Here is a 13,437-nt window from a genome sequence, read left to right as displayed (position 1 = left end):
TATTTAACTTGTCTAGGCAAATTTTTGAGAGTGTAGTTTTTGATTTGTAATTATTTGTAATTATGTACAATTCTGTACAATTATTTACAATTATGTATACGTTCTACAGATTCTGATTACATATATTGTTTATGGGCATTTAGGTATGGTAGGCGCAACAATAAATATTTATGCTAAAAGGGAGTTATAAATATTTATTGTTAATCTGATTTTTAGAGCTATGAGCGTAATTCTAGTTTTGCTTCATCAAACTTATAAGTGGTTAAGCAATATTCACACGTCATTGATACACAACCTTGCTCTTCGATAATACTTGCCAATTCGCTTGGCGCAACCTGAGCAATAGCGGTTAAGCACTTTTCTTCAGAGCAGCTACATTGGTAATTAACATCTTGAGGTTCAAATAAGCGAACCTCTTCTTGATGATACAAACGATACAACAAACTCTCTGCGTCTAATGAAAATATTTCATCGGGTCTAATTGTATTGGTCAGTTGGCACAAGTGTTCAAAATCACTGAGTTGCTTTTCTTTGTTATCACCGTCGGGAAGTAGCTGAATTAAACTACCGGCAACCTGAGTATTATCGTTATTGTTAAATAACCAAATTTTCGTGGGTATTTGCTCTGAAACCTCAAAGTAATGCGCTAAACAATCGGCTAAGTTATCTTTATCAAGTGCAACAACACCTTGGTAAGGTTCGCCTTTTTCAGGACGTATGGTAATCACCATCGTGCCTTTACCGACTAAAGCTCTCAAGCCAACACCTTCAGTTGGCTCGGCTAAACGAGCGATACCGCGCATATTTTGATTATGATCGCCATTAACTGACATGTAGCTAATAGGTCCATCTCCTTGCAACTGCACAGTGATTTCCCCTTCAAACTTCAAAGTAGCAGTCAGCAAACAAGTTGCTGCAACTAACTCTCCTAACAATGTTTGCACACCCAAAGGGTATTCATGCAAAGCAATTATTTCTTGATACGTCTTGGTTAGTTGTACAAGCTCACCACGAGCATGTTTACCATCAAACAAATAGCGATTTAATACATCAGTTTTAGCCGTCACAGTTACATCCTCTCTTTAAATTCTTTTAGTTTTCGACGTTGTTTCTTATCAGGTTTAGTGTCGCTTGCTGGACTAAGTAAGATACCTTGTTTACGGGCAAAGGCATTTTTTTCACGCACAGCAACACTGTTATCTGTTTCTTGGTAAAGCGTTTGAGCAAAATTCGCATCTCGGCGTGTATCTGCTAGGGCAAGAACAATAATTTCTCGTTCTTCATAACTTTGGCGAAGCACAACTTTGTCACCTAAAGTAACGGCTTTACCCGACTTGGTTCGTTGACCATTATAGAACACCTTACCACCATCAATCATTTGTTTAGCAATAGCGCGAGTTTTATAAAAACGAGCAGCCCATAACCATTTGTCTAAGCGAATTGACGTGTTTTCAATTTTAGGCTGATTATGTTTCATATAATTGTCATTATCCTCTAAATAAATGCCGCGGCGAAAATATCATAATGGTTTATAATGTCTAGTTTTTTTAAACGGTGAATAGGTGAACTGGCAATATTAGTTTGCATATAATAGAACTAAATTGTTAATAAATATTTTATTCGCTATTCTATCCTTGTTGATAGTGTCTAGCTCAAGTACTATCAGGTAACAATAATAAAAACCCACATGAATTTTTATAAAGATAACCATGCAATTACCTTCAAACTTTTCTAATGCAGCCGACTTTCTCTCACAATTACCTCAGCAAAAAATAGCTAAGGTGATCAGTGCGCTTTTATTAGTTTATATTGCCTACGTTCTCGCCCAAATTTCTTGGCTTATTGCTCCTAGTGGGCAATATAAAACTTCTTCAAATGTCACCGTAAAACTTGCAACACACAACACCCCAAAAACTACAATTAGTTTAACAGATTTAAAGACATTGAACTTATTTGGTGTGTACACCGACAATATAGAAAAAGTTGAAACTTTTGAAGTAGAAAGTGCGCCTGAAACACAATTGAATTTAACGTTGTCAGGTGCTGTTGCCAGTGATGATAAAGAGACTTCTGCTGCTGTTATTGAAAATTCAGGAAAGCAGGACACCTATAGTCCAGGCGAAACGATCACCGGAACACGTGCAGTACTTGATACTGTCTTTCGTGACAGAGTACTTTTAAGGCATGCGGGGAAGCTTGAAACATTGATGCTTGATGGTTTTGATTACAGTGAAACGATTCAGCTGGAAGCTCAAAGCCGTCCTAAAAAAACGAACGCTAACATTAGAACAATAGATGATCGGTTAACATCACCTAATGTCATTGACCAAAGAACCAATAAAATGCTCAGTAAAAGCGTTAAGTCATTCAAAGAAGACATTAATGAAGACCCAAGTAAAATCACAGACTATTTAAAAATATCACCTGAACGCAAAGAGGGGAGAATAGTAGGTTATTCGTTGATGCCGGGGAAAAATAACGAGTTTTTCCAAAACGCAGGATTGAAATCTGGCGATGTGGCTATTCAAATGAATGGTTATGACTTAACTGCGCCAAGTGATGCAGCACAAGCACTTTCCGCATTAAAACAAGACAAAGAAGTCTCGCTATTAATTGATCGTAATGGCGAAATAACAGAAATAATATTTAGTATCGGTGGTTAACCCCTTTACTTATCAAAATTGAGAATTAAGCTATGATAAATTTATCTATGCGCCAACATTTTAGCGCTCCTTGGTATAAACGTGTATTAACAGCAGGCTTAACTGTTGTGATGATGAACACCGTATTATTTAGTGCATATACAAGTGCAGCTAAATACTCTCCAAATTTCAAGGACACTGAAATTGCCGAATTTATTAATATAGTCGGTAAAAATCTCAATAAAACCATGATCGTTGACCCCAACGTTCGTGGCAAAGTTAATTTACGCACCCAAGACGAGTTAACCGAACAACAATATTACCAAGTCTTCTTAAATGTGCTTGAAGTTTCTGGTTTCGCTGCTGTTGAAATGGACAATAATGTGGTCAAAGTTATTCGTAATAAAGATGCGAAGACCTCATCTATTCCCGTTGTTGGTGACGAAAACCCTGGCATAGGTGATGAAATGGTTACCCGTGTTGTTGAAGTTAAAAATGTAACCGTGCGTGAATTAACACCCTTGCTTCGTCAGCTTTCTGACCAAGCTGGTGGCGGCAATGTGGTTGATTATAGCCCTGCTAATGTCATCATGCTTACGGGTACTGCTGCCGTTGTTAATCGCTTAGTCAATATTATTGAACGTGTCGATAAAGCGGGCGACCAAGATGTACAAATCATTAAATTGCAATATGCATCTGCCGCAGAAATGGTGCGTATCATTGAAGCGATGAATAAATCAACACAAGGGAAGTCGGGTACATCAACCTTCCTTATTCCTAAAATAGTGGCAGATGAGCGGACTAATAGTGTGATAGTGAGTGGCGAATCTCAAGCGCGAGCTCGTGTCGCTAAATTGATTTCTCGTTTAGACAGCGAATTAGAAACTAACGGCAACACCCGTGTTTATTATTTAAAATATTCAAAAGCTGAAGATTTAGTTAAAGTTTTAGAAGGTGTCAGCAAATCAATAGAAGCAGAAAATAGCTCATCACAAGGCGGTAAACAAAGTAGTAAAAAACGTAATGTTAGTATTGATGCCCATGAAGACACGAATACCTTAGTTATTACCGCTCAGCAAGACATGCTCCGTTCTCTTGAAGATGTTATTCGTAAATTAGATGTACGACGTGCACAAGTCTTAGTTGAAGCAATTATTGTTGAAGTTTTTGAAAGTGACGGTGTTAGTTTAGGGGTGCAATGGTTTAGTGAAGAGGGTGGTTTTACACAATTTAACAATGGCCCTGCGCCAATTAGTGCTGTTGCAGCAGCAGCTGAGTCTGCACAAACTACTGCCGGAGATCCTGGATCATTTATCACTAACTCTTTAGGTGAAATTATAGGGCAAAATCCAGCAGGTAACGATATCAAAGGAGACTATTCATTAGCTGCAACCTTACTCGGTTCAGTTAGCGGTGGCATGTTTGGTATCATGAAAAATGGCTGGGGCGCTATTATACAAGCGGTGAGTAACGACACTAACTCTAATATTCTTGCAACGCCAAGTATTACCACACTTGATAATGAAGAGGCCCATTTCTTAGTGGGTCAAGAAATTCCAATTCTTACTGGCTCGTCTACAGGCAGTAATAATGGTAATCCTTTTCAAACCGTAGAACGCCAAGAAGTAGGAATAAAGCTAACCGTTACGCCACAAGTTAATGAAGGCAGTGGCGTGCAATTAACGATTGAGCAAGAGGTTTCTTCCGTCAGCGGTGCTACAGGTGTTGATATTTCTATTAATAAACGTGAAATAAAAACAGTGGTCATGGCTGATTCTGGCGCGACAGTAGTTCTTGGTGGCTTAATAGATGAAGATGTACAAGAAAGTGTGCAAAAAGTCCCGTTACTCGGAGACATTCCTTTTATTGGTCACTTATTTAAATCGACAACAACTTCAACACGTAAACGTAATCTCATGGTTTTCATTCGCCCAACCATTATTCGTGATGGCAAAATGATGAATGAAATCAGTAAAGATAAATATAACTATATTCGTGCTACTGAAATACGTAAACAAGAAGAAGGCTTGTCATTAATGAGTGATGAAAAAATGCCGTTATTACCTGAGTGGAATGACAAGTTGGCGTTACCTCCTTCATTCGATGAATACATGAAAGGAAGTCAATTAAAAGCGCCTAGTTTATTACCACCTGCTGTTGATGCCAAAGATGACAATTCATCAACTTCAGATGTAAAAGAACAATAATATGGCTGATCTTGACACGAGCGAAGCCATTGAAAGCATTTCCACCTTAAATGTCACAAGTCATGTGCAAAATATAGTGGAAGAAACCGTGCTGATAACCCGCCTACCTTTTAATTTTGCAAAGCGCCATAGTGTACTTATTAGCAAAAATAATGACCAATACACATTACACTGCTTGGCGAATGTTAGCAGTGCGGCCGTATTAGAAGTGCGTAGGGTATTAAAGACCACTTTTGCCATTGAGTTTCATTCATTAGATGAATTTGAACAGTTGCTGACTATTTCGTATCAACGAGATTCATCTGAAGCTCAGCAAATGATGGAAGATATTGGTAACGAAGTTGATTTATATTCCCTTGCGGATGAGATGACTGAAACTGAAGATCTTCTTGAGAATGAAGACGATGCCCCTATCATTAAATTGATTAACGCGATGTTGAGTGAAGCAATAAAGGAAAATGCTTCAGATATACACATTGAAACGTTTGAATCTACATTACAAATTCGTTTTCGAGTCGATGGTGTTTTAAGGGAAGTGTTGAAGCCTAATCGCAAACTTGCTTCATTACTCGTTTCTCGTATTAAGGTCATGGCAAAACTTGATATCGCTGAAAAACGTATTCCTCAAGATGGCCGGATTTCTTTGCGCATTGCCGGTCGAGCTGTTGATGTGCGTGTTTCAACAATGCCAACCGGTCATGGCGAGCGTGTCGTGTTACGTTTACTTGATAAAAACTCAGTACGTCTTGATCTTGAAGATTTAGGCATGACACTTGCTAATCGTAAAAAGTTTTCAAAACTTATTGATAAACCACACGGTATTATTTTAGTTACCGGTCCAACGGGGTCGGGTAAAAGTACCACGCTTTATGCGGGGTTAAGCCAGATTGACTCAAAAGAGCGCAATGTATTAACCGTTGAAGACCCCATCGAGTATGCTATTGAAGGTATTGGGCAAACTCAAGTTAACACCAAAGTGGATATGACCTTTGCTCGTGGCTTGCGCGCGATTCTTCGTCAAGATCCCGATGTGGTTATGGTGGGTGAAATTCGCGATTTAGAAACAGCCCAGATTGGTGTACAAGCAAGTTTGACCGGGCACTTAGTGATGTCAACATTGCATACTAACAGTGCCGCTGGCGCAATAACCCGCATGGAAGATATGGGTGTCGAGTCATTTTTGTTATCATCAAGCTTGTTGGGTGTGCTAGCCCAGCGACTCGTTAGAACGTTGTGCCCACATTGTAAAGAAAGCCATTTACCTGATGAGCCGGAACTTAAATTACTGGAACTACCTAAAGATAATACGCAAAAAATATATCGTGCTATTGGTTGTAGTGAATGTAGTCAAAAGGGCTATAAAGGACGCATGGGTATTCATGAGCTCATTGTTGTTGACGATAAAGTACGTGAACTCATTCATAACGGCAAAGGTGAGCAAGCTATCGAAAAGTTTATTCGCCAAAGTACGCCAAGCATTCGTCGTGATGGTTTTGATAAAGTCATCACAGGACAAACAACACTTGAAGAAGTTTTGCGTGTTACAAGAGAAGATTAACTAGAGTTTTATTATGGCAGCTTTTGATTATCAAGCAGTAAATAGCCGTGGTAAAGCGGTAAAGGGCGTTATCGAAGGCGATACACCCAGACATGTACGTGGCTTATTACGTGACAAAGGTTTGATGCCAACAGAGGTAACACCAAGCTTACAAAAAACCAAGCAAGCAGCAAATAAGTCGCGCTTTGCGGGTCGAACAAAAGTGTCCGTTGCCGAGCTTGCATTAATCACACGGCAGTTAGCAACCTTAGTAGAGTCAGGTTTACCAATTGAAGAGTCATTGCTTGCTGTTGGCGAGCAATGTGAAAAAAACAGCATGAAAAGTATGATCATGGCTGTGCGTACTAAAGTAACTGAGGGCTATGGTTTAGCAGAAAGCATGTCAGAATTTCCTTATGTATTTAGTGGTTTATATCGTGCAATGGTAGCAGCCGGTGAAAAGTCGGGCTTTTTAGACACCGTATTAAACCGTTTGGCTGACTACACAGAGCAGCGCGAGCTATTACGTTCACAAATAATTCAAGCGCTTATTTACCCTGTTATTATGACCGTAGTAGCCATCGGCGTTATTGCTATACTGCTCACTGCGGTAGTGCCGAAAATTGTTGGTCAGTTTGATCACATGGGAGCAAGCTTACCGGCGTCAACACAGTTTTTAATCAGCGCCAGTGATTTTCTCAGAGATAACGGTTTGTATATTCTTATACTAATTACCCTGCTTATTGCTGGGTTTACTCATTTAATGAAAAAGGCCACGTTCAAATTTGCTTTTCATCAAAAAGTGATCAGCCTGCCTGGCATAGGAAAAATAATTCGAGGTATTAACACCGCTCGTTTTGCACGTACCTTAAGTATCCTTACCGCTAGTGCTGTGCCTTTACTGGAAAGTATGAAAATATCAGGTGAAGTTTTAGAAAATTTATACATTAAAAAATGTGTAAAAGAATCAGCAGACAAAGTGCGTGAAGGTGCAAGTCTTCGGGTTTCTTTAGAGCAAACGAAATTATTTCCCCCGATGATGCTTCATATGATTGCCAGTGGTGAAAAAAGTGGCAAGCTTGAACACATGTTGGGTCGCTCAGCAGACAACCAAGATAGAGAGTTTGAAGCGTTGATGAATATATCGCTAAAAGCTTTTGAACCCGCCTTGATGATTGTTATGGCCGGTATCGTTCTTTTTATAGTAATGGCTATATTACAGCCTATTCTTCAGTTAAATACCTTAGTAGGAGGTTAATGTGTACGAAAAAACTCAACCAATGAAAGCGAAAAATAAACAACGAGGTTTTACCTTATTAGAAGTCATGGTTGTTATCGTGATTATCGGTTTATTAGGCAGTGTCGTTGTTCAAAACTTAATGGGTAATATGGATACAGCAAAGGTTCAAAAAGCGGTACAAGATATTAATGCCTTAGAAACCTCGTTGAGTATGTACAAAATGGATAATTATAAATATCCCAGTACAGAGCAAGGTTTGGAGGCTTTAGTTGAAGAAACTGATGTTGAGCCTTTACCGCGTCGCTTTCCAAATGGTGGTTACGTTAAACGTTTACCGGATGACCCTTGGGGTAACGAATATCAATTATTAAACCCAGGAGAAAATGGAGATATTGATATCTTTACCATGGGACCCGACGGTGAACCAGGTACCGAAGATGATATTGGTAATTGGAACCTTGGCGACTACCAGTAGGTCTTGTGAAAAAATTTAACATGAACCATTATTTTAACCGTAATAATCGACCAAACGGCTTCACTTTAATTGAAGTGATGCTGGTGATTGTGCTTGTTGGATTAATGGTTTCTGTTGTGCAGTTTACGGCCTCAGGTAACAAAACCGAAGAAACCCTTGAGCAGTCAAGTAAACGTTTTGCGGGTGTTTTCAGTATTGCTGCTGAATACGGTATGTTGAACAACATTGAACTTGGGTTAATGATTGATAAAAATGGCTATCAATTCCTAGGCTACGATGGTGTAAGTTGGTCTGATGTTTCTGAAAATGAACTGTTCAGTCGTTATAAATTACCCGAGGGTGTTGAGTTAGTTTTACAACTTGATGATTTACCCATAGAAGAACCACAATTATTTGATACTGAGTCATTTAATGAGCTGCAAGCAGAAAACACAGAGGATGAGCTAAAAGAAGAAGATGACTTAGAAAACACGAAAAAGAAGAAAAAACTCATCCCACAAATTTATATGCTCTCTGGCGGCGAAATTACACCGTTTAGCTTACGCTTTCAATTTATTGAAAATGGTTATACTGAAGCAAAACTTTACTTTAAAGTAACCGGTCTATATACCACCCCATTAAACGTCGAAGGACCACTCTTTGATGACTAATCAGGTGCAGAAATCAATGCATAAATTATCATTAGGCTTCACCTTAATTGAAGTCATGTTAGCGATGGCCATCTTTTCAATTGCGGGTATTGCCTTATTAAGTGCGGCTGACAATAACTTCAAAAATTTAAGTCACTTGGAAAGTAAAGTATTAGCCAATTGGGTTGCTTCTAATCAATTAGTTGCCGTAACTTTAGCAGAAGAGTGGCCACCTAAAAATAATAAAAAAGGCAAAGTTGAAATGGCTGGCCAAGAATGGTTTTGGCAACAAAAAGTGATTAAAACAGAAAATAAAAATATGCGCTCCGTTGTCATTGAAGTGCGCAATAAAGAAGATCAAAAATTAGCGATTACCAGCATGGTAACCTATCTGTCAAAGAGTCAGCTTTGATGAGTGTTCATATTAAGAAGCCAAAAATTAAAGGCTTTACCCTCTTAGAAGTATTAATAGCCATCGCAATTTTTTCGATGATCAGCTTGAGTAGTTTTACGATTTTTAATACGGTCTTAAAAAGTAATGAGTCTTCTAAAATTCACACAGAACGAGTCAATGAACTACAGCGTGGTTTTTTATTAATTGAACGAGATTTACTGCAAATTGCCAAGCGTAGTATGCGGCTAAATGGTGAAGAGCCGCAGGTGGACTTTTTATATACCGACAATAACAGTTTCTCAAATAGTGAGAGTACATTAGCCTTTGTTCGACACGGATGGACAAACCCGGGTTTACTCTTACCGCGCAGTACAATGCAATCAGTTGCCTACCAATTAAACGATGAAACGTTTGAGCGACTTCATTTTAATTTTGTTGATGCTATTCAAGGACAAGAGCCTAAAGTAAGGAAGCTAATCACAGAAATTGAAGCGCTAAATTTTGAATTTTACTATAATAAAAAATGGCAAAAAGAAATTATTAGCAAAAGTTTACCGCAAGCTATTGCGATAGAGCTGCTAACGAAAGATTACGGACTGATCCGCAGAGAGTTTTTAGTCGCAGGTGACAACCTTGGTAATTCAGCTGCTTTGTCAGGGAAACCGTAATGTTTGATTATCAGTTACCTCGGGCGATAAAAACAAAACCCTATCAAAATAATCGGGGTGTTGCTCTGATCACCGTTTTGCTGATTGTCGCTTTAGCCGCCGTCCTTGCAACACAAATGACAGCTCGTTTACAGTTACAAATGCAACGAACGAATAACATAACGCTAAATCAGCAAGCTTATTGGTATGCGATGGGAGCTGAAGCGTTTGCAAAAACAATATTAATTAATGCTTTTGAAGATGAAAAAGAGATCACGCATTTAGAGCAAATATGGGCGCAAGGAGAAACAAGCTATCCCGTAGATTTTGGACAAATCACCGGTGAAATCTTTGATATGCAAGCTTGTTTGAACTTGAATGCGTTAAGAACCAATTCAAGTATCACCCCTTCAGGACTTAAAAAACCGCCAATACAAGAGGCCTTTAAAGAATTAATTATTTCACTAGGCGTCGAAGGTGTTAGTCAGTTTGAAGCTGAGTATATGACCGATGCGTTAATTGATTGGCTTGATCAAGACAGTGCTATAGCGAGTGCTGGTGGAGCAGAAGATAATGACTACTCAGCAAAAGAGTTTCCTTATTTACCGGCTAATCACTATTTAGCAAGTATTACCGAGCTGCGCCTAATCGAACACTTTACTGTGCCCGTTATCAATAAATTAAAAGCGTATGTTTGCGTACTACCCAATAGTAATTTGCATGAAATAAACCTAAATACTGTTCGCATCGAACAAGCAGAACTTTTACAGGTCTTGCTAGATATTCCTCTCGCTGATGTTGAGCAAGCATTAGCTGACCGAAAAGGTGATGGTTTTAAAACAGTTAATGACTTTTTTAGTCTGCAAGCAATAGTTAAAAATAAAAAAATAACTAATGAGCAAAAGAAGCAATTTGTTGTTGACAGCCAATATTTTAAACTTAAAAGTATTGCCAGTTTTAACAACAGTTTCTTTGCGTTAAGTACTTTAATGAAAGTTGAAAGTAATAATAATATCTCTGTAGTGAGTCGTACCATAGGACGAGAGTAATGGCCGAAAAGTTATACATCCGATTAGGCAGTAGCGCGAAAGATGCGGTGCATTGGCTAATATTTAGTGACGATCAAGAAGGCATCATTGCAAGTGGGGAACTCCCCGATGCAAATGCACTAGAGCAACTCGCTGAAAAGGCAAAGCAGCGTGAAGTTATTGCCTTTATTCCAGCGAGTGACATTAGTCTGAAAAGTTTAACGGTGCCGAGTAAGTCTGCGAAAGCGATGCGCTTAGCAGTACCGTATATGCTTGAAGATGAATTAGCGCAAGACGTGGAAGATTTGTTCTTCGCTTACAGCGGGATAAAAATTGCCAATAGCAAGTATAACTGTTTTGTTGCAGTCGTTGAGTATGCTCAGCTTAAGCTATGGCAAGCGTGGTTAGAAAACGCTGATATTACCTGTAAAAAAATAATACCTGACGTACTCGCTATGCCATTGAGTAAGGCTAATGTCGGTAGTGCGATTGTCTTAGGTGAGCAAATACTGATACGACAAGGAAAGTGGCAAGGAGCCACGATAGACAACAATACTTGGCCAATTATGAGTCAGTCGCTGAGTAACACCGAAGTCGTTGTCGAAGGTAAAAGCGCGCAAGCAAAGTCAGTGGATGATGATAGCCATCACGAAGAGCCTACTTCGTTCTCTTTAAATGCTTATTCAGTCTTGCCAGAATCGACCGCTGAACTTATCATTAATGTGATGCCAGAAGAGTTACCTTTGGCGTTATTGGCTGCAACATATAGCCATGATAAAGCAGATAAATTTAACTTGTTGCAAGGTGAATTTAAAACCAAAGAACAACGTTCACCGGCGTTAACAGGCTGGTTATGGGCCGCAGGTATTGCAACGTTTGCTTTATTGCTAAATGTAGGAATTAAAGGCGCCGAATTAATGCAACTCAATAGTCAGCAGGCACAATTAGAACAGCAGATTATTAGTACCTACAAAAAGACCTTTCCTAAAACGAAGCGTGTTCGAGTGACAACTATTCGGTCTCAGCTTAAACAAAAGCTCAAAGAGGTAGGCGACTCTAGTGGTGAAAGTGGCTTTTTAGCAATATTAACCCAAGTTCAGCCAGCATTAGCCCTAGTGCCAGAAATAAAACCTCATACCTTGAAGTTTGATGGCAAGCGAAATGAAATTCGTATGCAGGCAACGGCCAGTGATTATCAATATTTTGATCAGTTAAAAATAGCCCTTGAAAAAAGCAACTTAACAGTTTCATTGGGCGCACAAAATAATCAAGGTGATCAAATTTCTGGTTCATTTAGTATTAGCAGTGATATTAATAATCAGCAATCAACGAATACAAGTAAGGGGCGATAATGAAAGTCTGGTGGCAACAATTAAAAAGCTCTGAGCAACGACTCGTTGCGATCATGAGTTTGGTGGTGGTGCTGTTTTTATTTTACAGTATCATTTGGCAGCCATTGGTTAATAACACCCAAAAAACTCAACAAAAGTTAGTGCGTCAGCAAGCACTTTTTACCTGGGTACAAGAAAGTACACAACGCTATCAACAATCTCAAAAAAGAGCTGCATCAGCCGTGAGTAATGGCAGCCTTTCTAGTATTGTAAATGGCAGTGCAGGTCGCAATAATATTTCTATCGCACGTTTACAGCCTCAAGGTGAAGACTTGCAAGTTTGGATCGATGAAGTACCGTTTATACAATTACTCAGTTGGCTTGAGTTTTTAGCTAACAATGAAGGTTTAGTTGTGAAAAGTATTGATTTAAGTAAAGCTGAACGCAACGGTGTCGTGAGAGTGCGTCGTTTACAATTAGGAAAAGGTTAATGAAAAAGTGGTTTGCTTATGGAGCAATTTTTTTTAGTGTTTATATTGTCTTTTTAATCTCTACGATGCCTGCTGCTTGGGTTATTAGTTTTATTAACTTACCCAATAATGCCCAAGTATCTGAGCTTTCAGGTACGGTGTGGCGAAGCTATGCAAAACAAGTGCGTATTGATAATGTCGATATTAATAATGTCAGTAGTGAGTTAAGTTTCTTTTCATTATTAATGCTTGATCCCAAAGTTAAGTTAACGTTTGGCGGGGCATTATTTAGTGGTCCAGAAGGGAAACTCACCGCGAGCCAATTGCTTGAAAAAATCAAGATCACCGATGCAGAGATCAGTCTAGCGGCTAATCAAATTGCTGAAAAACTCAATTTACCTATACCGTTGCAAGCGCATAACCTTATTGATATAAAGGTCGATGAATTTATTGTTGGCAAACCAATATGTCAGCAAATGACTGGGGCTATAGACTGGAAGAAAGCATCAATAACGGCATTATCAGAAAAAGTAAAATTAGGGGCTTTATCGGCTGCCTTAGCTTGTGAAAAAGGTGCTTTAGCCCTTATTATTTCACCTGAAAATGATCTTGGTTTAACGTTTTCCGCTTATGTACATAATATGAAAAGAGCTTCTGGAAATGGCTATTTAATGCCCAGTGCTAATTTTCCGGAAAAGCTTAAACCCGCTTTATCTTTTATTGGCAAGGCTGATAACCAAGGACGTTACCGCTTGAACTTTTAATCAACCAATAGGCCTGATACTAGAAAGGTTAATTCACGGTATAGTCATCCCGACTCTGGTTAGGATGACTCAC

Annotated in this window: 14 protein-coding genes; 12 read left to right on the top strand and 2 right to left on the bottom strand. The window is 38.9% G+C overall.

Annotated features, from left to right (window positions below; genetic code table 11):
• Positions 1–218 precede the first annotated feature (218 nt).
• A complete protein-coding gene (gene hslO, locus H4J52_RS13065) occupies positions 219–1,067 on the bottom strand; it encodes an Hsp33 family molecular chaperone HslO (RefSeq protein ID WP_182177508.1) in 849 nt (282 codons plus the stop codon).
• Positions 1,068–1,069: 2 nt separating this feature from the next.
• A complete protein-coding gene (gene hslR / locus H4J52_RS13060; RefSeq protein ID WP_182177506.1) occupies positions 1,070–1,477 on the bottom strand; it encodes a ribosome-associated heat shock protein Hsp15 in 408 nt (135 codons plus the stop codon).
• Between the two features lie 232 nt (positions 1,478–1,709).
• On the opposite strand from hslR, the gene gspC reads away from it, so the two are divergent.
• The 12 genes from gspC to H4J52_RS13000 all read left to right on the top strand — a co-directional run bounded on the left by gspC (position 1,710) and on the right by H4J52_RS13000 (position 13,364).
• Positions 1,710–2,663: a type II secretion system protein GspC gene (gene gspC, locus H4J52_RS13055; RefSeq protein WP_182177504.1), complete on the top strand. Its 954-nt coding sequence runs from the start codon at positions 1,710–1,712 to the stop codon at positions 2,661–2,663.
• A gap of 110 nt (positions 2,664–2,773) precedes the next feature.
• Positions 2,774–4,849 carry a type II secretion system secretin GspD gene (gene gspD / locus H4J52_RS13050; protein ID WP_182177690.1) on the top strand — a complete coding sequence of 692 codons (2,076 nt, stop codon included), beginning with the start codon at positions 2,774–2,776 and terminating at the stop codon, positions 4,847–4,849.
• A 1-nt stretch (position 4,850) separates the two neighbouring features.
• Complete coding sequence (gene gspE / locus H4J52_RS13045) at positions 4,851–6,407, top strand: type II secretion system ATPase GspE (RefSeq protein WP_182177502.1); 1,557 nt, start codon at positions 4,851–4,853, stop codon at positions 6,405–6,407.
• A 13-nt stretch (positions 6,408–6,420) separates the two neighbouring features.
• Positions 6,421–7,644 carry a type II secretion system inner membrane protein GspF gene (gspF, locus tag H4J52_RS13040; RefSeq protein WP_182177500.1) on the top strand — a complete coding sequence of 408 codons (1,224 nt, stop codon included), beginning with the start codon at positions 6,421–6,423 and terminating at the stop codon, positions 7,642–7,644.
• 22 nt (positions 7,645–7,666) lie between these two features.
• Positions 7,667–8,101 (top strand): type II secretion system major pseudopilin GspG, encoded by a 435-nt coding sequence (gspG, locus tag H4J52_RS13035; protein WP_182177688.1) that lies wholly within the window; start codon positions 7,667–7,669, stop codon positions 8,099–8,101.
• A 5-nt stretch (positions 8,102–8,106) separates the two neighbouring features.
• A complete protein-coding gene (gene gspH, locus H4J52_RS13030; protein WP_310649641.1) occupies positions 8,107–8,751 on the top strand; it encodes a type II secretion system minor pseudopilin GspH in 645 nt (214 codons plus the stop codon).
• Between the two features lie 16 nt (positions 8,752–8,767).
• Positions 8,768–9,142 (top strand): type II secretion system minor pseudopilin GspI, encoded by a 375-nt coding sequence (gene gspI, locus H4J52_RS13025; RefSeq protein WP_182224886.1) that lies wholly within the window; start codon positions 8,768–8,770, stop codon positions 9,140–9,142.
• Complete coding sequence (gspJ, locus tag H4J52_RS13020; protein ID WP_182177498.1) at positions 9,142–9,792, top strand: type II secretion system minor pseudopilin GspJ; 651 nt, start codon at positions 9,142–9,144, stop codon at positions 9,790–9,792. Before gspI ends, gspJ begins: the two co-directional genes overlap by 1 nt.
• Positions 9,792–10,820 carry a type II secretion system minor pseudopilin GspK gene (gspK, locus tag H4J52_RS13015; RefSeq protein WP_182177496.1) on the top strand — a complete coding sequence of 343 codons (1,029 nt, stop codon included), beginning with the start codon at positions 9,792–9,794 and terminating at the stop codon, positions 10,818–10,820. Before gspJ ends, gspK begins: the two co-directional genes overlap by 1 nt.
• A complete protein-coding gene (gspL, locus tag H4J52_RS13010) occupies positions 10,820–12,151 on the top strand; it encodes a type II secretion system protein GspL (protein WP_182177494.1) in 1,332 nt (443 codons plus the stop codon). The genes gspK and gspL overlap by 1 nt, the downstream gene beginning before the upstream one ends.
• The gene (gene gspM, locus H4J52_RS13005; protein WP_182177492.1) at positions 12,151–12,621 is read left to right on the top strand and encodes a type II secretion system protein GspM; all 471 of its coding nucleotides are present in this window, start codon (positions 12,151–12,153) and stop codon (positions 12,619–12,621) included. Before gspL ends, gspM begins: the two co-directional genes overlap by 1 nt.
• Entirely contained in the window at positions 12,621–13,364 is a 744-nt protein-coding gene (locus H4J52_RS13000; RefSeq protein WP_182177490.1) for a type II secretion system protein N, read from the top strand. The genes gspM and H4J52_RS13000 overlap by 1 nt, the downstream gene beginning before the upstream one ends.
• Positions 13,365–13,437: the final 73 nt, after the last annotated feature.

The organism is Colwellia sp. MB02u-14 (genome assembly GCF_014076915.1).
GTDB lineage: Bacteria > Pseudomonadota > Gammaproteobacteria > Enterobacterales > Alteromonadaceae > Colwellia_A.
This window is presented reverse-complemented; position numbering and strand designations above follow the sequence as displayed.

What these genes read in the sequence shown, in the direction of transcription:
- gspK (WP_182177496.1), top strand. Translation starts at nt 9,792, where the DNA reads ATGTTTGATTATCAGTTACCTCGGGCGATAAAAACAAAACCCTATCAA.
- gspM (WP_182177492.1), top strand. Translation starts at nt 12,151, where the DNA reads ATGAAAGTCTGGTGGCAACAATTAAAAAGCTCTGAGCAACGACTCGTT.
- gspJ (WP_182177498.1), top strand. Translation starts at nt 9,142, where the DNA reads ATGAGTGTTCATATTAAGAAGCCAAAAATTAAAGGCTTTACCCTCTTA.
- hslR (WP_182177506.1), bottom strand. Translation starts at nt 1,477, where the DNA reads ATGAAACATAATCAGCCTAAAATTGAAAACACGTCAATTCGCTTAGAC.
- gspG (WP_182177688.1), top strand. Translation starts at nt 7,667, where the DNA reads ATGAAAGCGAAAAATAAACAACGAGGTTTTACCTTATTAGAAGTCATG.
- gspF (WP_182177500.1), top strand. Translation starts at nt 6,421, where the DNA reads ATGGCAGCTTTTGATTATCAAGCAGTAAATAGCCGTGGTAAAGCGGTA.
- gspI (WP_182224886.1), top strand. Translation starts at nt 8,768, where the DNA reads ATGCATAAATTATCATTAGGCTTCACCTTAATTGAAGTCATGTTAGCG.
- H4J52_RS13000 (WP_182177490.1), top strand. Translation starts at nt 12,621, where the DNA reads ATGAAAAAGTGGTTTGCTTATGGAGCAATTTTTTTTAGTGTTTATATT.
- gspL (WP_182177494.1), top strand. Translation starts at nt 10,820, where the DNA reads ATGGCCGAAAAGTTATACATCCGATTAGGCAGTAGCGCGAAAGATGCG.
- gspE (WP_182177502.1), top strand. Translation starts at nt 4,851, where the DNA reads ATGGCTGATCTTGACACGAGCGAAGCCATTGAAAGCATTTCCACCTTA.
- gspD (WP_182177690.1), top strand. Translation starts at nt 2,774, where the DNA reads ATGATGAACACCGTATTATTTAGTGCATATACAAGTGCAGCTAAATAC.
- gspC (WP_182177504.1), top strand. Translation starts at nt 1,710, where the DNA reads ATGCAATTACCTTCAAACTTTTCTAATGCAGCCGACTTTCTCTCACAA.